General features: G+C 72.4%; 13 protein-coding genes. 9 read left to right on the top strand and 4 right to left on the bottom strand.

Annotation, left to right across the window (positions count from 1 at the left end; all coding sequences use genetic code 11):
• Positions 1 to 274 precede the first annotated feature (274 nt).
• Both ACGFN2_RS28000 and ACGFN2_RS27995 read left to right on the top strand, forming a co-directional pair.
• Positions 275 to 4084, top strand: a complete 3810-nt coding sequence (locus ACGFN2_RS28000; RefSeq protein WP_393365201.1) for a chromosome segregation SMC family protein — start codon at positions 275 to 277, stop codon at positions 4082 to 4084.
• A gap of 314 nt (positions 4085 to 4398) precedes the next feature.
• On the top strand, positions 4399 to 5817 hold the full coding sequence (locus ACGFN2_RS27995) for a sugar porter family MFS transporter (protein ID WP_362604247.1): 1419 nt from the start codon (positions 4399 to 4401) through the stop codon (positions 5815 to 5817).
• A 135-nt stretch (positions 5818 to 5952) separates the two neighbouring features.
• On the opposite strand, the gene ACGFN2_RS27990 is transcribed toward ACGFN2_RS27995, so the two are convergent.
• Positions 5953 to 6981, bottom strand: a complete 1029-nt coding sequence (locus ACGFN2_RS27990; protein ID WP_393365198.1) for a GlxA family transcriptional regulator — start codon at positions 6979 to 6981, stop codon at positions 5953 to 5955.
• Positions 6982 to 7159: 178 nt separating this feature from the next.
• On the opposite strand from ACGFN2_RS27990, the gene ACGFN2_RS27985 reads away from it, so the two are divergent.
• The gene (locus ACGFN2_RS27985; protein ID WP_393365237.1) at positions 7160 to 7483 is read left to right on the top strand and encodes a cupin domain-containing protein; all 324 of its coding nucleotides are present in this window, start codon (positions 7160 to 7162) and stop codon (positions 7481 to 7483) included.
• Between the two features lie 6 nt (positions 7484 to 7489).
• On the opposite strand, the gene ACGFN2_RS27980 is transcribed toward ACGFN2_RS27985, so the two are convergent.
• Both ACGFN2_RS27980 and ACGFN2_RS27975 read right to left on the bottom strand, forming a co-directional pair.
• Complete coding sequence (locus ACGFN2_RS27980) at positions 7490 to 8479, bottom strand: LLM class flavin-dependent oxidoreductase (protein ID WP_393365196.1); 990 nt, start codon at positions 8477 to 8479, stop codon at positions 7490 to 7492.
• A gap of 98 nt (positions 8480 to 8577) precedes the next feature.
• Entirely contained in the window at positions 8578 to 10056 is a 1479-nt protein-coding gene (locus ACGFN2_RS27975; protein ID WP_393365194.1) for a purine-cytosine permease family protein, read from the bottom strand.
• A 426-nt stretch (positions 10057 to 10482) separates the two neighbouring features.
• Here ACGFN2_RS27975 and ftsY point away from each other — a divergent pair, with 426 nt between their 5' ends.
• Positions 10483 to 11712 (top strand): signal recognition particle-docking protein FtsY, encoded by a 1230-nt coding sequence (ftsY, locus tag ACGFN2_RS27970; protein ID WP_393365192.1) that lies wholly within the window; start codon positions 10483 to 10485, stop codon positions 11710 to 11712.
• Between the two features lie 125 nt (positions 11713 to 11837).
• On the opposite strand, the gene ACGFN2_RS27965 is transcribed toward ftsY, so the two are convergent.
• Positions 11838 to 12506 (bottom strand): bifunctional DNA primase/polymerase, encoded by a 669-nt coding sequence (locus tag ACGFN2_RS27965; RefSeq protein ID WP_362604240.1) that lies wholly within the window; start codon positions 12504 to 12506, stop codon positions 11838 to 11840.
• A 470-nt stretch (positions 12507 to 12976) separates the two neighbouring features.
• Here ACGFN2_RS27965 and ACGFN2_RS27960 point away from each other — a divergent pair, with 470 nt between their 5' ends.
• The 5 genes from ACGFN2_RS27960 to ffh all read left to right on the top strand — a co-directional run bounded on the left by ACGFN2_RS27960 (position 12977) and on the right by ffh (position 20817).
• Positions 12977 to 14446: a hypothetical protein gene (locus ACGFN2_RS27960; RefSeq protein ID WP_393365190.1), complete on the top strand. Its 1470-nt coding sequence runs from the start codon at positions 12977 to 12979 to the stop codon at positions 14444 to 14446.
• Positions 14447 to 14817: 371 nt separating this feature from the next.
• Positions 14818 to 16158, top strand: coding sequence for an ammonium transporter (locus ACGFN2_RS27955; protein WP_362604238.1), 1341 nt, complete (start codon positions 14818 to 14820; stop codon positions 16156 to 16158).
• A complete protein-coding gene (locus ACGFN2_RS27950) occupies positions 16155 to 16493 on the top strand; it encodes a P-II family nitrogen regulator (RefSeq protein WP_362604236.1) in 339 nt (112 codons plus the stop codon). Before ACGFN2_RS27955 ends, ACGFN2_RS27950 begins: the two co-directional genes overlap by 4 nt.
• 165 nt (positions 16494 to 16658) lie before the next feature.
• The gene (locus ACGFN2_RS27945) at positions 16659 to 19175 is read left to right on the top strand and encodes a [protein-PII] uridylyltransferase (RefSeq protein ID WP_393365187.1); all 2517 of its coding nucleotides are present in this window, start codon (positions 16659 to 16661) and stop codon (positions 19173 to 19175) included.
• An 85-nt stretch (positions 19176 to 19260) separates the two neighbouring features.
• Complete coding sequence (ffh, locus tag ACGFN2_RS27940) at positions 19261 to 20817, top strand: signal recognition particle protein (protein WP_362604232.1); 1557 nt, start codon at positions 19261 to 19263, stop codon at positions 20815 to 20817.
• Positions 20818 to 20840 lie beyond the last annotated feature (23 nt).

Below are 20840 nucleotides of genomic sequence, written 5' to 3'. Positions count from 1 at the left end.
CTGCTCGCCAGCCGCTTGAGGCACCGCTCTCTTCAAGATCTGCAAGGGACGCTTCGGCGTCCCTTCGTCGTTTCCGCCTTTTCTTGCTGCGGCTTTTCGCGGACCACGTTGCCGCTCAGCCCTGACGGCCCTCCCTTACCGCATGATGTGCCCTGCGCTTTCGGCAGTGAAACCGAAAATGAACGGCGCGGTATACCGGGGGGCCGTACGGGCCGGGCAGCGCCCCGGAATGTTGGGGTCACCCGCCGAGGAGCGGCCGGTAGAGTCCCACGGCGTGCATCTCAAGAGTCTGACCCTGCGAGGTTTCAAGTCCTTCGCCTCCGCCACGACGCTGCGCTTCGAGCCGGGCATCACCTGCGTCGTGGGTCCCAACGGCTCCGGCAAGTCCAACGTCGTGGACGCGCTGTCCTGGGTCATGGGCGAGCAGGGCGCCAAGTCCCTGCGCGGCGGGAAGATGGAGGACGTCATCTTCGCCGGGACGACCGGGCGTCCGCCGCTCGGGCGTGCCGAGGTCTCGCTCACCATCGACAATTCCGACGGCGCACTGCCGATCGAGTACGCCGAAGTCACCCTCACCCGGATCATGTTCCGCAATGGCGGCAGTGAGTACCAGATCAACGGTGACACCTGCCGGCTGCTGGATATCCAGGAATTGCTCTCCGATTCCGGAATCGGCCGGGAGATGCACGTCATCGTCGGGCAGGGCCAGCTCGACTCCGTGCTGCACGCCGACCCGATGGGGCGCCGGGCCTTCATCGAGGAGGCGGCCGGCGTCCTCAAGCACCGCAAGCGCAAGGAGAAGGCGCTGCGGAAGCTGGAGGCGATGAAGGCCAATCTCGCCCGCGTCCAGGACCTGACCGACGAGCTGCGGCGCCAGCTCAAGCCGCTGGGGCGGCAGGCCGCGGTCGCCCGGCGCGCCGCCGTCATCCAGGCGGACCTGCGCGACGCCCGGCTGCGGCTGCTCGCCGACGACCTCGTCACCCTGCGCCGGGCACTCCAGGCCGAGATCGCGGACGAGGCGGCCCTCAAGGAACGCAGGCAGGCCGCCGAGGAGCGGCTGCGCACCGCCCAGCAGCGGGAGGCGGCGCTGGAGGAGGAGGTCCGTACGCTGACGCCGCGGGTGCAGCGGGCTCAGCAGACCTGGTACGAGCTGTCGCAGCTCGCGGAGCGGGTGCGCGGCACGATCTCGCTGGCCGAGGCGCGGGTCAAGAGCGCCACGGCGGCCCCGCCGGAGGAGCGGCACGGCCGCGACCCCGAGGACATGGAGCGGGAGGCGGCCCGTATCCGTGAGCAGGAGGCGGAGTTGACGGCCGCGCTGGAGGCGGCGAGCCGGGCGCTGGAGGACACCGTCGAACACCGTGCCGGGCTGGAGCGGCAGTTGGCGGACGAGGAGCGGCGGCTGCGGGACGTGGCCCGCGCCATCGCCGACCGCCGTGAGGGCCTGGCCCGGCTGAGCGGACAGGTCACCGCCGCCCGCGGCCGGGCCGCCTCCGCGCAGGCGGAGATCGGCCGGCTCGCCGAGGCCAGGGACGCCGCCCGGCAGCGGGCGGACGCAGCCCAGAAGGAGTACGACCAGCTCAGGGCCGAGGTCGACGGGCTGGACGCGGACGACGAGGAGATCGCGGAGCGGCACGAGGCGGCCCGCCGGGAGCTGGCGGAGACGGAGCACGCGCTGACCGCCGCGCGCGAGGCGCTGACCGCGGCCGAGCGCGAGCGGGCCGCGACCGCCGCCCGGCACGACGCGCTGGCGCTCGGGCTGCGCCGCAAGGACGGCACCGGCGCGCTGCTGGCCGCGGCGGACCGCCTCACCGGCCTGCTCGGGCCGGCGGCGGAACTGCTGACCGTCACCCCCGGCTTCGAGATCCCGGTGGCGGCGGCCCTGGGCGCGGCCGCCGACGCCGTCGCCGTCACCGATGCGGCCACCGCGGCCGAGGCCATCCGGCTGCTGCGCAAGGAGGACGCGGGGCGGGCGGCGATGGTGCTGGGCGGACCAGGGGGACATGGCGGGGCGGGAAGGGTGCCTGCGCCCGCACGGGCGGTGGAGGCCGTGGGGGGTGAGGGAGCCGCGGAGGCCGCTGGGGCTGCCGGGAGCAGTGAGATCTCAGGGGCTGCCGGGACTGCCAGTGGTCCGGGGGCCGGTGGGGTTCGCGGGAGCGGTGGGGGTGACGGTTCCGCCGGTGTGGCCGAGGGGGCCATGGTGGACGTGTGTGAGGGGGCGGCCGGGGCGACGGGTGTGTCCGAGGCGGGCGGGCACCGGGTCCCCGGGCCCCGCTCGTCGCCCGTACCGGCGGCGGAGCTGGTCCGGGGGCCCGGGGAACTGACCGCCGCCGTGCGCCGGTTGCTGCGGGACGTGGTCGTGGTCGGGACCCTGGAGGACGCCGAGGACCTGGTGGCCGCGCGGCCGGAGCTGACGGCCGTGACCGGTGCGGGCGATCTGCTCGGGGCGCATTTCGCGCAGGGGGGTTCCGCCGGGGCGCCGAGCCTGCTGGAGGTGCAGGCGTCGGTCGACGAGGCGGCGGCCGAGCTGGAGGAACTGGCGGCGCGCTGTGCGGAGCTGGCGGAGGCGCAGCGGGCCGCGGCGGAACGCCGTACCGCGGGGGCCGCGCTGGTCGAGGAGCTGGCCGAGCGGTGGCGGGCAGCGGACCGGGAGAAGTCGAAGGTCGCCGGGGACCTGGGCCGGCTCGGCGGGCAGGCGCGGGCGGCCGCGGGCGAGGCCGAGCGCTGCGACGCGGCGGCGGCCAAGGCCGAGGAGGCGCTGCTGCGGGCCACCGAGGAGGCCGAGGAGCTGGCCGAGCGGCTCGCGGTGGCCGAGGAGGAGCCGGGCGTCGGCGAGGAGGAGCCGGACACCTCCGTACGGGACCGGCTGGCCGCCGACGGGGCCAACGCGCGGCAGACCGAGATGGAGGCCCGGCTCCAGGCGCGTACCCACGAGGAGCGGGTGAAGGGGCTCGCCGGGCGGGCGGACGCGCTCGACCGGGGCGCGCGGGCCGAGCGCGAGGCGCGGGCGCGGGCCGAGCGGCGGCGCGCCCGGCTGCGGCACGAGGCGACGGTGGCCGGTGCGGTCGCCGCCGGTGCCCGCCAGCTGCTGGCGCACATCGAGGTGTCGGCCGTACGGGCGGAGGAGGAGCGGAGCGCCGCGGAGCGGGCCAAGGCCGAGCGGGAACAGGCGCTGGTGGCCGAGCGCAACCAGGGCCGGGAGCTGAAGTCCGAGCTGGACAAGCTGACGGACTCGATGCACCGCGGTGAGGTGCTGGGCGCGGAGAAGCGGCTGCGGATCGAGCAGCTGGAGACCCGGGCGCTGGAGGAGCTGGGGGTGGAGCCGGCCGGGCTGATGGCCGAGTACGGCCCCGAGCAGCTCGTACCGCCGTCGCCGCCCGCCGAGGGCGAGGTGCTCCCGGACGATCCGGAGCATCCGCGCAACCAGCCGGTGCCCTATGTACGGGGCGAGCAGGAGAAGCGGCTCAAGGCCGCCGAGCGGGCGTACCAGCAGCTCGGGAAGGTGAACCCGCTGGCGCTGGAGGAGTTCGCGGCGCTGGAGGAGCGCCACAAGTTCCTCAGCGAACAGCTTGAAGACTTGAAGAAGACCCGGGCCGACCTGATGCAGGTGGTCAAGGAGGTCGACGAGCGGGTGGAGCAGGTCTTCACCGAGGCGTTCCACGACACCGCGCGGGAGTTCGAGGGCGTCTTCGCCCGGCTCTTCCCGGGCGGCGAGGGACGGCTGGTGCTCACCGATCCGCACGACATGCTGTCGACCGGGGTGGACGTGGAGGCGCGTCCGCCGGGGAAGAAGGTCAAGCGGCTGTCGCTGCTGTCGGGCGGGGAGCGGTCGCTGACCGCGGTGGCGATGCTGGTGTCGATCTTCAAGGCGCGGCCCAGCCCGTTCTATGTGATGGACGAGGTGGAGGCCGCGCTGGACGACACCAATCTGCAGCGGCTGATCCGGATCATGGAGGAACTCCAGGAGAGTTCTCAGCTGATTGTGATCACGCATCAGAAGCGGACGATGGAGGTCGCGGACGCGCTCTACGGGGTATCGATGCAAGGGGACGGCGTCTCGAAGGTCATCAGCCAGCGGCTGCACTGAGCGCGCCCGCGCGGGCGGCTCGTACGGGGGCCGCGGGCCGGTGCCGAGGGGTGCGGCAAGGGGTGTGACGGCGGCGCTCGGCCCCCTTGATGATCGCCCGGAGTGTCCGACACCCCATCAGTTCAGAACTTGAACGAATGGCCCCGAAGGCGTCCGAGAAACAAATTCATCACGCCCTATTGACTTCGAAACTTGAAGGCATAGTCTCTGCAACGTTGCTTTTACCTTCAAGTGGTGGGTACCCCCAACCTATGCACCACTTGTAGGGCCAGCCCCCTACGCCCGGCAGCGCAGCCGGGCCACTGGAGTTCACGTTGACCAGCACCGCGCAGCCGACGGTCCCGGAAGGCCGCAAGGCCCATCCCGACCATCTCGGCCATGTCATCTTCATCACCGCGGCTGCCGCGATGGGCGGCTTTCTCTTCGGCTATGACAGTTCCGTCATCAATGGTGCCGTCGAAGCGATCCGCAGCCGCTATGACGTCGGGTCCGCCGTTCTGGCCCAGGTGATCGCGATCGCCCTGATCGGCTGCGCCGTCGGTGCCGCCACCGCGGGCCGGATCGCGGACCGTATCGGCCGTATCCGGGTGATGCAGATCGCCTCGGTGCTGTTCACCATCAGCGCCGTCGGCTCGGCTCTGCCGTTCTCCCTCTGGGACCTCGCCTTCTGGCGGATCATCGGCGGCTTCGCCATCGGTATGGCCTCGGTCATCGGCCCGGCCTACATCGCCGAGGTCTCGCCGTCCGCCTACCGTGGCCGGCTCGGCTCGTTCCAGCAGGCCGCGATCGTCATCGGCATCGCCGTCTCCCAGCTCGTCAACTGGGGCATCCTCAACCTCGCCGACGGCAACCAGCGCGGCACCCTCGCCGGCCTGGAGGCCTGGCAGTGGATGCTCGGCGTGATGGTCGTCCCGGCCGTCCTCTACGGTCTGCTCTCCTTCGCGATCCCCGAGTCGCCGCGCTACCTGATCTCCGCCGGCAAGATCTCCCGTGCCAAGGAGGTGCTGTCCGAGGTCGAGGGCAAGTCCGTGAACCTCGACACCCGGGTCGCCGAGATCCAGGACGCGATGCGCCGCGAGCACAAGTCCTCCTTCAAGGACCTGCTCGGCAGCAGGATGGGCTTCCTGCCGATCGTCTGGGTCGGTATCGGCCTGTCGGTCTTCCAGCAGCTGGTCGGCATCAACGTGGCGTTCTACTACTCCTCCGCGCTGTGGCAGTCCGTCGGCATCGACCCGAGCGCCTCGTTCTTCTACAGCTTCACGACGTCGATCATCAACATCATCGGCACCGTGATCGCGATGGTCTTCGTGGACAGGATCGGCCGCCGCCCGCTGGCGCTGATCGGCTCGGCCGGTATGGCCGTCTCGCTCGCCCTGGAGGCCTGGGCCTTCTCGGCCAAGACCGCGGCCGGCACCCTGCCGCACGCCGAAGGCACCGTGGCGCTGATCGCCGCCCACGTCTTCGTGCTCTTCTTCGCCCTTTCCTGGGGCGTCGTGGTCTGGGTCTTCCTCGGTGAGATGTTCCCGAACAAGATCCGCGCCGCCGCGCTGGGCGTCGCCGCCTCCGCGCAGTGGATCGCCAACTGGGCCATCACGGCCAGCTTCCCGAGCCTGTCCGACTGGAACCTCTCGGGTACGTACGTCATCTACGCGGTCTTCGCCCTGCTCTCGATCCCCTTCGTGCTCAAGTTCGTGAAGGAGACCAAGGGCAAGGCGTTGGAGGAGATGGGCTAACCCCCCGCCAGTCCGTCTCCTCAGCACTGGGTACTGCCCCGGGTCAACAGGGACCCCGGGCAGTACCCCTTTTTCGTGGCCGCGGTTGGGCCGGTGCCGGTGCCGGTGCCGGGCGGGGCCGGGGCCGGGCGGGTTTCAGGGGCGGCCGGCGGGCTCTCCCGTGCGGCGGATGCGGAACGCCCGCCGGTACGCTGCGGGCGTGGTGTGCAGGGCCTGCTGGAAGCGGCGGCGGAAGTTGGTCGCCGAGGACAGGCCGACGCGCAGTGCGATCGCCTCGACGGGCAGATCGGTCTCCTCCAGCAGGGTCCGGGCGGCGGTGATACGGCGGCCCAGCAGCCACTGGCCGGGGCTGGTGCCGAGCTGGTCGGCGAAGCGGCGGGCCAGGGTGCGCGAGGAGATCCGCAGCCGTCCGGCCATGTCCTCGACGGAGACCGGCTCGGACAGCCGGCCGCCCACCCACTCCAGCAGCGGGGCCAGCGAGTGCTTCATGGCCGACGCGGGGGCGAGCCGGTGCGCCGGGGGCGGAGCCGCGTACTGGGTCTGGCCCCCTTCGCGGTGCGGCGGCATGACCATGTGGCGGGCGATCCGGGCGGCGTGTGCCGCACCGTGGTCGCTGCGTACGAGATGCAGACAGAGGTCCACCCCCGCGGCCGCTCCGGCGCTGGTCGCGAGGTCACCGTGGTCGATGTACAGCACGTCCGGGTCCACCTCGACACGGGGGAAACGGGCCGTCAGGGCGCCGGCCAGACTCCAGTGGGTGGTGGCCCGGCGGCCGTCCAGCAGCCCGGTCTGGGCCAGGGCGAACGCACCGGAACAGATGCTGACCAGCCGGGCGCCCCGCGCATGTGCCCGCCGCAGTGCCCGGCGGACGGCGGGCGGCAGCGGCTCCTCGGCCGGTGTCCAGCCCGGGACGACGACGGTGTCCGCATCCGCCAGCGCCGCCAGGCCGTCGGTCACCAGCATGTCGTAGCCCGCCGTCGTCCCCACCGGGCCGGGGTGCGGCGTACACACCCGGAAGTCGTAGCGGGCGGGCAGCCCGGGGCGCCGGGTGCCGAAGACCTCGGCGGCGCAGCTGAGTTCGAAGGTCGACTGGGGCGGGCGCACCAGCGCCACCACGCGGTGCGGAACGTCGTGCGGCGGTGTCCGCCGCGGGGGTCCGGCCATGGCAGGAAAGTACCCCAGCGCGTCATTTCTGACACTGGGGAGACGCCGTACGCCCGGCCAGAGTGGAGTCATGAGCGACAGGGATACGAGCACGGTCACCACGGAAGCCGCCACGGCACCCGCGCCCGCCATCACGGGCCGGCCGGAGGAGGGACGTCCGGCGCCGGGCGCCGCAGGTGTGGGCGGTACCGCGGGCTACGTTTCGGCCGCGGTGGTGGACGCCCCGGTCAGGGAGGTGTTCCCCGGAATCCGGGTCAGGCCGTTGTGGACCGGCGCCGACGGGGCGAAGGCCCTGGTGCTGGAGATGGACCCCGGCAGCCACTGGGAGGGCGTCGATGTGCACGCCCCGGGCCCCGAGGAGGTCTTCGTGGTCTCGGGCGTCTTCAACGACGGCGACCGCGACCACCCTGCCGGGACGTTCCTGCACGCCCCGGCCGGTTCCTGGCACGTGCCGCAGTCGGTGACGGGCTGTCGTCTCTTCGTCTTCTACCCGGAAGGCTGAGCCCCGTCAGTCCCTGAGGCGCGGCAGCACCTGCTCGGCGAAGAGATGGAGGGAGCGCCAGCCCTCGTCGACGGGCATCCCGCCGCACAGCGGATGGAGGATGAGCGAGCCCCGGCCGCCGGGCTCCCGGGCGAGCCGGAGGCAGTCGTCGGGGGTGACGACGCGGTAGATCCCCTCCTCGCGCAGGGCCCCGGCGTCCTGCGCGGACGAGCGGACCGCGGAGCGGACACCGGTGGACTGCCAGGAGGCGTACATCCGGGCCTCGTGCAGCAGATGGGCCCCGTACTCCGCCCAGGTGCGGTCCGGGTCCTCGGAGAGGTGGAGGAGCGCGGTCCGCTCGGGCGGCTGCATCACCCACCCGTCGGTGCCGAAGGCGGCGCGCTGCGCGTCGTAGTAGGCCTCCAGCTCGGGGAGGTGGGCACTGGGGAAGAAGGGGAGGCCCAGACGGGCCGCGCGCCGGGCGGCGGCGCGGGAGCTGCCGCCGATCAGCAGCAGCGGGTGCGGCCGGGTGTACGGGCGCGGGGTGACCCGGACGGTGCGCCCCTGGTAGGTGAACGGTTCACCGGTCCAGGCGGACAGCAGGGCCGCCAGCACCTCGTCCTGGAGGCGGCCGCGGGCCGCCCAGTCCCTGCCGTGCGCCGCGTACTCCTCGGGCCGGTAGCCGAGACCGGCGACGGTCATCAGCCGGCCGCCGCTGAGCAGGTCGAGCGAGGTGAGGTCCTCGGCCAGCCGCAGCGGATCGTGCAGCGGGGTGATCAGCGCGGAGACGGTGACGCCGATCCGGCGGGTGGCGCCGAAGACGGCGCCCGCGAAGGTGAGCGGGGAGGGCATCCAGCCGTTGGTGGTGGCGTGGTGCTCCTCGGTCTGGACCATGGTGAAGCCCCGGTCGTCGGCGAACGCCGCCATCTCGACGGCGGCCCGGTAGCGCGCGGACAGGGTGGCGGGCGTGGGGGCGGGGTCGACGAGATTGATCCGCAGGACCGATATCCACGACATCGCAACGTCCCCTTCGCCCAGGCGGTTGGCGAAGGGGACGTTAGCTGACGTTGCGTCAGATCACTAGGGGAGGAACCCGGCGGGCCGGGGGTGGGGGATCAGCCCACCTCGACGGGCTGCCGGGCCTCGGCCGCGGCCGCCTCGTCCGCAGGGACGGACTCCTTCGGCGACGGCAGTACGGCGAAGACCAGCGCGGCGATCGCGATGGTGGCCGCCCAGCCCAGGCCGTTCTCGCCGATCCAGGTGGTGGCCAGCGGGCCGGTGAACCACTGGACCTTGGTGAAGCACAGGCCCGCGACGAGCGCCACGCCCCAGGCGGTCATGGCCTGCCAGCAGAAGCCGCCGGTGTACCAGTAGCGGCTGGTGCGGCCGGTGTTCATCAGGCTCTCGGCGTCATAGCGCACCGCCAGCTTGCGCCGCCGGGCCATGTCGATGCCGTAGACGCCGATCCAGGCCGAGAAGGAGACCGCGAGCAGCGTCAGGAAGGTGATGAACTGGCCGATGAAGTCCTTGGCCACCAGCATCATGAACAGGCCGCCGACCAGGCTGATGACGGCGTTGATGCTGACCGCGAGGGCGCGCGGCAGCTTGACGCCCATGGTCTGGGCGGTGAAGCCCGCGGAGTACATCGACAGGCTGTTGATCAGCACCATGCCCACCAGCGCGGTGACCAGGTACGGCACCGCGAGCCAGGGCGGCAGGATGCTGCCGAGGAACGACATCGGGTCGGTGTTCTGGCCGGCCAGCTTCGGGCTGGAGACGGCCATCACGCCGCCCATCAGCACCATCGGCAGCAGCACCAGGGCCGCGCCGGAGACGGTGGTGCCGACGATCTTCCTGCCGGACGCGGAGTGCGGGAGGTAGCGCGCGAAGTCGGGGCCGGTGGGCACCCAGCTGATACCGCCGGCCGCGATGGTGCCGACACCGGCGATCACCATGGCGGTGGTGCCGGCCTTCTTGGCGAAGATGGCGTCCCAGTCCATCGTGGCGACCAGGTAGGCCAGCACCATGACGCTGAACAGGCCGAACAGGTACGTCGAGTACTTGTTGCAGACGTTGAGCGCCTTGCGGCCCAGGCCGCTCACCACGTAGGTGACGGCCACGAAGGCGAGCAGGGTGACGACGACGAGGACGTTGTTGCTCTCGACGCCCAGCAGCAGGTGCAGCACGGTCAGCACCGCGTAGGCACCGGTGACCGCGTTGATCGTTTCCCAGCCGAAGCGGGCGACCCACAGGATCGCGCCGGGGAAGTAGTTGCCGCGGACGCCGAAGGCGGCGCGGGAGAGCATCGCGCCGGGCGCGCCGCCCCACTTGCCCGAGACCGACAGCACCCCGACCATCCCGAAGGCGACGGCCGCGGCGATCGCGGCCACCAGCAGGACCTGCCAGAAGTTCAGTCCGTTGTTGACCACGAGCGAGGCGCCCATGGTGAGCAACAACACGCTGATGTTGGCGGCGACCCAGGTCGGGAAGAGTTCGCGGACGCGGCCCTGGCGTTCGTTGTCGGGGACGGGCTCGATGCCGCGGACCTCGACGGCGCCTTCGGTTGCGGGAGCGGATGCGGACGTGGTGCCCATTGGTGCAGGTATCTCCGTGCGGGGATCTGGACGCACCCCCACGGGGGAGGAGGTGCAGGCAGCGGCTGTGATGCCTGGCCAGAATTGGTTGCCAGGACTCTACGCGCGTTGCGCGGCCGTCGACCATCGTACTTTGATCCAACTTCTGCCGATTCGCACCGTTGGACCCCACGACGAGAACGAGTGTCGCCCAACCTCGTCGAAGGGTCCAGTCGGGCCCTCCGGCCAGGCCGGGGACACCGCTCCGAGCAGGGCGAAGACGCCGCGCGGACGCCAGGCCCGCCCGGGGCCGCCGTCCGCGGGAGCGGCCGCACGCGCGGCCGGCCGGATGCCCGTGATACCGGGGCGGCGCTTTCCGGACACCGCCCCTCCAGGTTCGGCGCGTGCAGTCCCCACGGCCGGAGCGTGGCTGATACTGGAGGGGTTATGGACATCGTCATCCTTGCTGTAGTCATCGCCGTGGTCGTGCTCGGCGCGATCAGCGGGCTCGTCGTCAGCGGCCGCAAGAAGAAGCGGCTGCCGCCGTCCCCGCCGGCTGCCCCGAAGCCCTCCGTTACCGCGCCCCCCGCCGAACCGCAGGTCGGCGAGGAGGCCGAGACCCCCCGCGACGAAGAGCGTCGCACCATCGAAGAAGTCACGCTGCCCACCGCCGAGGCCCCCGCGGCCGAGGCACCGGCCGCCGAGCCCGAGGCGCCCGCCGCCCCCGAGATCGAGGTCCCCGAGCCCACCGCGGGCCGGCTGGTCCGGCTGCGCGCCCGGCTCTCCCGCTCCCAGAACACCCTGGGCAAGGGCCTGCTGACCCTCCTCTCCCGCGAACACCTCGACGAGGAGACCTGGGAGGAGATCGAGGACACCCTGCTGACCGCCGACGTCGGCGTCGCCCCCACCCAGGAGCTGGTCGAGCGGCTGCGTGAGCGGGTCAAGGTGCTCGGCACCCGTACCCCCGAGGGTCTGCGGGCGCTGCTGCGCGAGGAACTGCTCACCCTCATCGGCACCGACGCCGACCGCACCGTGCACACCGCCAACGGCATCGGCAACGGCGGGGACGAGATCCCCGGCGTCGTGATGGTCGTCGGCGTCAACGGCACCGGCAAGACCACCACCACCGGCAAGCTCGCCCGGGTGCTGGTCGCCGACGGCAAGTCCGTGGTCCTCGGCGCCGCCGACACCTTCCGCGCCGCCGCAGCCGACCAGCTCCAGACCTGGGGCGAGCGGGTCGGTGCCCGTACGGTCCGCGGACCCGAGGGCGGCGACCCCGCCTCCATCGCCTTCGACGCGGTGAAGGAGGGCATCGCCGAGACCGCCGATGTCGTGCTGATCGACACCGCGGGCCGGCTGCACACCAAGACCGGCCTGATGGACGAGCTCGGCAAGGTCAAGCGGGTGGTCGAGAAGCACGGCCCGGTCGGCGAGGTGCTGCTCGTCCTGGACGCCACCACCGGCCAGAACGGCCTGGTCCAGGCCCGGGTGTTCGCCGAGGTCGTGGACATCACCGGCGTGGTGCTCACCAAGCTCGACGGCACCGCCAAGGGCGGCATCATCGTCGCCGTCCAGCGCGAACTCGGCGTCCCCGTCAAGCTCGTCGGCCTGGGCGAGGGAGCGGACGACCTGGCTCCCTTCGAGCCGGAGGCCTTCGTCGACGCCCTGATCGACTGACGCCACCGCCCCGGGCGCCCCGCCCGGACCGCTCCGGCCCCCGGACCCGCACCGACGGGTACCGGGGGCCGCGCCATGTCCATGAGGGCCCCGCGCTCTCCCCGGCCCCACTACAGGCCGGGAACTCAGACCGCCGAGCGGTTGCAGGCGTACGCCAGGGTGCCCAGCACCAGCCGCGCCTGCGGCGGCCGCCCGGCGGTGTCCAGGGTGGGCGGGCGCAGCCAGCGCATCGGGCCGTGGCCGCCGAGGTCGGAGGGCGGCGCGGTGAGATGGTCGCCGGGGCCCAGCGAGCGCAGGTCGAGCGAGGCGTCGTCCCAGCCCATCCGGTAGAGCAGGTCGGGGAGCCGCCCGGCCGCGCCGGGGGCGACGAAGAACAGCGCACGGCCGGTCGGCGCCACCGCGACCGGCCCCAGCGGCAGCGCCATCCGCTCCAGCCGCGCCAGCGCGTTGCGGCCCGCGGCCTCCGGCACGTCCAGGATGTCGAACGACCGGCCCACCGGCAGGAGGATCGCGGCACCCGGCGTCTCGGCCCAGGCCGCCGCGGCCTTCTCCCAGCCGGCGCCGGCCGCCAGCTCCTCACCGAAGGCCAGCGGATGGGCACCGGGGGAGGGGCAGCCGGCGTCGCCGCACGAACAGTCCGTACGGCCGCTGCCCGCGCGGACCGCCCGGGCGCCGGGGGCGACGTCCCAGCCCCACAGCCCGGAGTACTCCGCCACCGCCGAGATCTCGGTCGAGCGGGCGCGGCGCCGGGAGCTGGAGCGCATCTCTCGGATGCCGCCGATCGTGAAGCCCATGCCCCCTCCAACGGGTGGTGCGTGCCAGTGGTTACGAGTCGGCGGGTTGACGGTCCGGTGCCGTTCACGCTCCGGCGGCGGTACGTGGTGCGGTGGTGATCCGGGTGGTGCGGTGCGCCGCGTGAGCCCTGGTGTGCTTCCTTCCGCCCGGCGTTCTTCGGCCTGTGTCAAGTCAATCGCGAGAGCTGGGTGGGGAGTTCATTCGAAGGGGTGGCGAATGGTGGCGTTTCCCCGATCGCCCTCGCGGCGGGCGTGATCGTAGGATTACTTTCGGTGCGCGAACCCCGGAGAGGCACCCTTCGCACGGGTATGCCGGTGGCAACGCACAGGTCGAGCACAGGCCAAAAGGTGTGGCCGGAAACCGTGATCGGGTAGATGTACCCCGGACAGGCGTCGTAACGGACGGTGGCCTGTGGGCGGTTCGCACCAGGCACCAGGCATCAAGCCAGCTATCGGGATGGGGGCTTCCAGTGGGCGGCAACGGCGGCACGGGCGGCACCGACGCCGTCAAGCAACCCAACGCGCAGTTGGGTTCGTGGTTCATGCGCAGCGGCTGGTCCAAGGGCGAACTGGCCCGCCAGGTCAACCGCCGGGCCCGCCAGATGGGCGCCCACCACATCAGCACCGACACCTCGCGGGTGCGCCGCTGGCTCGACGGCGAGCAGCCGCGTGAGCCGATCCCGCGCATCCTGTCCGAGCTGTTCTCCGAACGCTTCGGCTGTGTGGTCGGCATCGAGGAACTGGGCCTGCGCTCCGCGCACCAGTCCCCGTCCGTCTCCGGTGTGGACCTGCCCTGGGCCGGCGCCCAAACGGTCGGTCTCATCAGCGAGTTCTCGCGCAGTGACCTGATGCTGGCGCGCCGCGGCTTCCTCGGCACCTCCCTCGCGCTCGCCGCCGGACCCAGCCTGATCGAACCGATGCAGCGCTGGCTGGTCCCGGTGCCCGCGGGCCAGGGCGACGCGGAGGAACCCGACCGCCGCCGCCCCGCGCGGCTGTCCAAGCCGGAGCTGGACCTGCTGGAGTCGACGACCGCGATGTTCCGCCAGTGGGACGCGCAGTGCGGCGGGGGGCTGCGGCGCAAGGCGGTGGTCGGCCAGCTGCACGAGGTCACCGACCTCCTCCAGGAGCCGCAGCCCGCCCCGGTCGCCAAGCGGCTGTTCAAGGTCGCCGCCGAACTCGCCGAACTCGCCGGCTGGATGAGCTACGACATCGGCCTGCAGCCCACCGCGCAGAAGTACTTCGTGCTCGCGCTGCACGCCTCCAAGGAGGCCGGCGACCGCTCCCTGGGCGCGTACATCCTCTCCAGCATGAGCCGGCAGATGATCCACCTCGGCCGCCCCGACGACGCACTGGAGCTGATCCACCTCGCCCAGTACGGCAGCCGGGAGACCGCCACCCCGCGCACCCAGGCCATGTTGTATGCGATGGAGGCCCGCTCCTACGCCGGCATGGGCCAGCCCAGCAAGGTCAAGCGGGCCGTCCGGATGGCCGAGGACACCTTCTCCGACGTCACGCCCGGCGAGCCCGAACCGGACTGGATTCGCTTCTTCTCCGAGGCCGAACTGAACGCCGAGAACGCCCACTCCTACCGCGATCTCGCCTATGTCGCCGGCCGCAGCCCCACCTACGCCTCGCTCGCCGAGCCCGTCATGCGGCGCGCCGTGGAGCTCTTCGGCAAGGACCCCGAGCACCAGCGTTCGTACGCGCTCAACCTGATCGGGATGGCCACCGTGCATCTGCTGCAGAAGGAGCCGGAGGCCTGCGCGGCGATGGCGCAGCAGGCGATCCCGTTCGCCCGGCAGGTCCGCTCCGAGCGGGTCAACACCCGGCTGCGCAAGACCGTGGACAACGCCGCCCGGGAGTTCGGCGGCGTGGCCGAGGTGGTCCGGCTCGGCGACGAGCTCACCCGCCAGCTGCCCGAGAGCGCGGAGGCCGTCTGACGGACTCCGCCCCCAGTACACCGGCCGCGGCCACCGCCCCGTACAGCCCGACTCGGCTCCCCCATGCCAGGTCACGCGGGCGGCAGCCGCGGCCGGGCTGTTTTTGCGACCCTCTTTGCGCCTAAACCGGCGCCGCTCTCGCGGAGGTGGTTGCTCGCCGTGGGGGTTGCTCAATTCATGGTTTCTGTGGGTTGAACGGGTGATGTGGTGCTGATCTGGCAGTTCACTGGGGCGTAACACGGGGGCCGTCTTCGTCACTGCGGTGAAACACCCGCAAGGTTTGGCCGAAACCGTGCTGCGACAACCTCATCGCGAAGTCGGCCCACCAGAACCACGCCCGCACGGGCCGCATCGACGACGAGGAGACGCCGATGCCCCCAGGCATCCTGACGCTCGCAGCAGACAAGGCGACACTGAGCCCGGCCAACACCGGGTTCATGCTGATCTGCTCCGCATTGGTGATGGTCATGACACCCGGTCTCGCCTTCTTCTACGGCGGCATGGTCCGGGTCAAGAGCGTGCTCAACATGCTGATGATGAGCTTCATCAGCCTGGGCATCGTCACGATCCTGTGGGTCCTGTACGGCTTCGGGCTCGCCTTCGGTACGGACCAGGGCGGCTTCATCGGCTGGGACGGGAACTTCGCCGGGCTCAGCGGCATCGGCCTGACGGAGCTGTGGGGCAGCTCCACCATCCCGGTCTACGTGTTCGCGGTCTTCCAGCTGATGTTCGCGGTCATCACCCCGGCGCTGATCAGCGGTGCGCTCGCCGACCGGGTGAAGTTCACCGCCTGGGCGCTGTTCATCGCGCTGTGGGTCACCGTCGTCTACTTCCCCGTCGCCCACTGGGTGTGGGGCGAGGGCGGCTGGCTGTTCGAGCTGCAGGTCATCGACTTCGCCGGCGGTACGGCCGTGCACATCAACGCCGGCGCCGCGGCCCTCGCCGCGCTCCTCGTCGTCGGCAAGCGCATCGGCTTCAAGAAGGACCCGATGCGGCCGCACAGCCTCCCCCTGGTGATGCTCGGCGCCGGTCTGCTGTGGTTCGGCTGGTTCGGCTTCAACGCCGGCTCCTGGCTCGGCAACGACGACGGCATCGGCGCCGTCGCCTTCGTCAACACCCAGGTCGCCACCGCCGCCGCGATGCTCGGCTGGCTGGTGTACGAGAAGCTCCGGCACGGCTCGTTCACCACGCTCGGCGCGGCCTCCGGCGCGGTCGCCGGACTCGTCGCGATCACCCCGGCCTGCGGCGCGGTCAGCCCGCTGGGCGCCATCGCGGTCGGTGCGATCGCCGGTGTGCTGTGCGCCATGGCGGTCAACCTGAAGTACAAGTTCGGCTACGACGACTCCCTCGACGTGATCGGCGTTCACCTCGTCGGCGGTGTCGCCGGCTCGCTGCTGGTCGGGCTGTTCGCCACCGGCGGGGTGCAGAGCAAGGCCAAGGGGCTGTTCTACGGCGGCGGCTTCGACCAGCTCGGGCGGCAGGCCGTCGGTGTGGTCTGTGTGCTGCTGTACTCCCTGGTCGTCTCGTATGTCCTTGCCAAGGCGATCGACCTGGTGATGGGCTTCCGGGTCGACGAGGACGAGGAAGTCGCCGGCATCGACCAGGCCGCGCACGCGGAGACCGCATACGACTTCACCGGCGCGGGCGGCGGCTCGATCGGCCGCAAGGGACCGGGACTCGGCGAGGCCCTGACAAAGAAGGTGGACGCGTGAAGCTCATCACGGCAGTAATCAAGCCGCACCGGCTGGACGAGGTGAAGGACGCCCTGCAGGCCTTCGGGGTGCACGGCCTGACGATCACCGAGGCCAGCGGATACGGCAGGCAGCGCGGGCACACGGAGGTGTACCGGGGCGCCGAGTACACCGTCGACCTGGTCCCGAAGATCCGTATCGAGGTGCTGGCCGAGGACGCCGACGCCGAGGAACTGACCGACGTCATCGTCAAGGCGGCCCGCACCGGCAAGATCGGCGACGGGAAGGTCTGGAGCATCCCCGTCGACGACGCGGTACGGGTACGGACCGGCGAGCGGGGGCCGGACGCCCTGTGAGGTGCCACGGCCGGGCTCCGGCCCCGGGGCGGCCGTCCGCCGCCGGGAGCCGGAGCCGGGCCGCCCGGGCGGCGAATGGCCGCCCGCCCCGCGGCGGCACAGACTGAGGTGCGGGAGCCGCACCGGACGACGGCGGGGGACGACCACGACCAAGGAGCGCGCGAGGTGACCGACAGCGTCGAGGAAACGGCAGGACCCGCCGGAGCGCGGCCCCCGGGGCACGAGCCCGCGCCCGCCCCGGAAGGGGGCTACCCCGCGGCCCGGCTGCGGCTCCTCCAGGACGGGAACGCCGCCGGCCCCGACCGCCGCGCCGCCCTCGCCCGGCTCACCGACGACTGGCTCGCCGCCCTGCTGGCCCGGCACGCCACCGCCACCGGCCTGACCGGCACCGCCCTGGTCGCCGTCGGCGGCTACGGCCGCGGCGAACTCTCCCCGCGCAGCGACCTCGACCTGCTCCTGCTGCACGACGGCCGCGCCGACGCCGGCGCCCTCGCCGCCCTCGCCGACCACCTCTGGTACCCCGTCTGGGATCTCGGCCTCGACCTCGACCACTCCGTACGCACCCCGGCCCAGGCCCGCAAGGCGGCCCGCGAGGACCTGAAGGTGCAGCTGGGCCTGCTCGACGCCCGCCACCTGGCCGGCGACCCCGACCTGACCGCCGCCGTGCGCACCACCGCCTACGCCGACTGGCGCGCCGGCGCCCCCAAGCGGCTCCCGGAACTCCACGACCTGTGCCAGGAGCGCGCCGAGCGGCAGGGCGAGCTCCAGTACCTCCTGGAACCCGACCTCAAGGAGGCCAGGGGCGGGCTGCGGGACGCCACCGCCCTCCGCGCCGTCGCCGCCTCCTGGCTCGCCGACGCCCCGCGCGGCGGCCTGGAAGCCGCCCGCACCCGTCTGCTCGACGCCCGCGACGCGCTCCACCTCACGACCGGCCGCGCCACCGACCGCCTCTCCCTCCAGGAACAGGACCAGGTCGCCGGCACCCTCGGCATGCTCGACGCGGACGCCCTGCTCCGGCAGACCTACGAATCCGCCCGCACCATCTCCTACGCGGCCGATGTCACCTGGCGCGAGGTCGGCCGGGTGCTGCGCGCCCGCTCCGTCAAGCCGATGCTGCGCGGGCTGCTGCACGGCCGGACCGCCGGCAAGGGCGAACGCTCCCCGCTCGCCGAGGGCGTCGTCGAACTCGACGGCGAGGCGGTGCTGGCCCGCACCGCACGGCCCGAGCGGGACCCGGTACTGGCGCTGCGCGCCGCGGCCGCCGCCGCCCAGGCCGGGCTGCCGCTGGCCACCCACGCGATCCGCCGCTGCGCCACCGCCGGCCGGCCGCTGCCGGTGCCCTGGCCCGCCGAGGCCCGCGAACAGCTGGTGACGCTCCTGGGCGCGGGCACGCACACCGTGCCCGTATGGGAGGCGCTGGAAGCCGAGGGCCTCATCACCCGGCTGCTGCCCGACTGGGAGCGCGTCCGCTGCCGCCCCCAGCGCAACCCCGTCCACACCTGGACCGTCGACCGCCACCTGGTCGAGACCGCGGTACGGGCCTCCGCCCTGACCCGCCGGGTGCACCGCCCCGACCTGCTGCTGATCGCCGCCCTGCTGCACGACATCGGCAAGGGCTGGCCCGGCGACCACTCGGTGGCCGGCGAGACCATCGCCCGCGACGTGGCGGCCCGGCTCGGTTTCGACGCCCGGGACACCACCGTGATCGCCACCCTCGTACGGCACCACCTGCTGCTCATCGAGACCGCCACCCGGCGCGATCTGGACGATCCGGCGACCGTCGGCGCGGTCGCCGAGGCCGTCGGCAGCACCCGCACCCTGGAGCTGCTGCACGCCCTGACCGAGGCCGACGCGCTGGCCACCGGGCCCGCCGCCTGGAGCGCCTGGCGCGGCGGACTCGTCGCCGACCTCGTCAAACGGGTCGCCGCGCGGCTCGCGGGGGAGCCCGAGACGGAGCCGCTCGGCACCGGCGAGCCGACCGCGGAGCAGGAGCGGCTGGCGCTCGAAGCCCGCCGCACCGGTGGCCCGGTCCTGGCCCTGCACGCGCGCGCCGAGCCCCCCACCGAGGCCGACACCGGACCGGAGACATCGGCGCCCGCCCAGCAGCCGGTCGGGGTGGAACTCCTGATCGCCGTCCCCGACCAGCCGGGCGTCCTGCCCGCAGCAGCCGGGGTGCTGGCCCTGCACCGGCTCACCGTCCGCGCCGCCGACCTGCGCCTCCTCGACCCCGCCGACGAGGGCCCGGCCCTGGTACTCAGCTGGCGGGTCGCCGCCGAATACGGCTCGCTGCCCCAGGCCGACCGGCTGCGTGCCGACCTGCTCCGCACCCTGGACGGCACCCTCGACATCCCCGCCCGCCTCGCCGAGCGCGAGCGCGCCTACGCCCGCCGCTCCCGGGCCGTGCTCGCCCCGCCGCCCCGGGTCTCCGTCGCCACCGGCAGCTCCGACACCGCGACCGTCATCGAGGTCCGGGCCCAGGATGCCCACGGCCTGCTGCACCGCATCGGCCGTGCCCTGGAGGCGGCCGGTGTCGCCGTCCGCAGTGCCCACATCAGCACCCTGGGTGCCAATGCGGTGGACGCTTTCTATGTGACGGGGGAGGACGGGGCGCCCCTCACGGATGCCGCGGCCCATGACGTGGCGGCGGCCGTGGAGCGCGCCCTGCAGCAGCCGCGGGAATAACAAGGCAGGAACGGTTTGCTTGCGGAGGCCGATACCCTAGAAGCCGACCGCACCCCGCCCCCGACCCCGAGGATCGACGACCGCCGTGTTCGATACGCTTTCCGACCGCCTGGCGAGTACTTTCAAAAACCTCCGGGGCAAGGGCCGCCTGAGCGAGGCGGACATCGACGCCACGGCGCGCGAGATCCGCATCGCGCTGCTCGAAGCCGACGTGGCCCTCCCCGTCGTCCGTGCCTTCATCAAGCAGGTCAAGGAGCGCGCCTCCGGCGCCGAGGTCTCCCAGGCGCTGAACCCCGCCCAGCAGGTCATCAAGATCGTCAACGAGGAGCTCATCGGCATCCTCGGCGGCGAGACCCGCCGGCTGCGGTTCGCCAAGACCGCCCCCACCGTGATCATGCTGGCCGGTCTCCAGGGCGCCGGTAAGACCACCCTCGCCGGAAAGCTCGGCCGCTGGCTCAAGGGCCAGGGCCACGCCCCGCTGCTGGTCGCCTGTGACCTCCAGCGCCCCAACGCCGTCAACCAGCTCCAGGTCGTCTCGGAGCGCGCGGAGGTCGCCTTCTACGGCCCCCAGCCGGGCAACGGCGTCGGCGACCCGGTCCAGGTGGCCAAGGACTCCATCGAGTACGCGCGCACCAAGCAGCACGACGTCGTCATCGTCGACACCGCCGGCCGCCTGGGCATCGACCAGGAGCTGATGCAGCAGGCCGCGGACATCCGCGACGCGGTCAGCCCCGACGAGGTCCTCTTCGTCGTCGACGCGATGATCGGTCAGGACGCGGTCAACACCGCCGAGGCGTTCCGCGACGGCGTCGGCTTCGACGGCGTGGTGCTCTCCAAGCTCGACGGTGACGCCCGCGGTGGCGCCGCGCTGTCCATCGCGCACGTCACCGGCAAGCAGATCATGTTCGCCTCCAACGGCGAGAAGCTGGACGACTTCGACGCGTTCCACCCGGACCGCATGGCGTCCCGCATCCTCGGCATGGGCGACATGCTCAGCCTGATCGAGAAGGCCGAGCAGACCTTCAGCCAGGCCGAGGCCGAGAAGATGGCGGCCAAGCTGGCGAAGGGCCCGAAGGAGTTCACCCTCGACGACTTCCTGGCCCAGATGGAGCAGGTCCGCAAGATGGGCTCCATCTCCAAGCTGCTCGGCATGCTGCCCGGCATGGGCCAGATGAAGGACCAGATCAACAACCTCGACGAGCGCGAGGTCGACCGCACCGCCGCCATCATCAAGTCCATGACCCCGGCCGAGCGCCAGGAGCCGACGATCATCAACGGCTCGCGGCGGGCCCGTATCGCCCGGGGTTCCGGTGTCGACGTCAGCGCGGTCAAGGGCCTCGTGGAGCGGTTCTTCGAAGCCCGCAAGATGATGTCGAAGATGGCCCAGGGCGGCGGCATGCCCGGGATGCCCGGCATGCCGGGGATGCCTGGCATGGGCGGTGGTGCGCGCAAGAAGAAGCAGGTCAAGCAGGCCAAGGGCAAGCGCAAGAGCGGCAACCCGATGAAGCGGAAGGCCGAGGAGGAGGCCGCGGCCGCCCGCCGCGAGGCCGCCCAGTCCGGCAACCCGCTGGGCCTGCCGCAGGGCGGCCAGGACCCGCAGAACTTCGAACTCCCCGAGGAGTTCAAGAAGTTCATGGGCTGACCCCCGCCGCGGTCCCCAACTCC

It is taken from the genome of Streptomyces sp. NPDC048612, from assembly GCF_043199295.1.
Lineage (GTDB): Bacteria > Actinomycetota > Actinomycetes > Streptomycetales > Streptomycetaceae > Streptomyces.
This window is presented reverse-complemented; position numbering and strand designations above follow the sequence as displayed.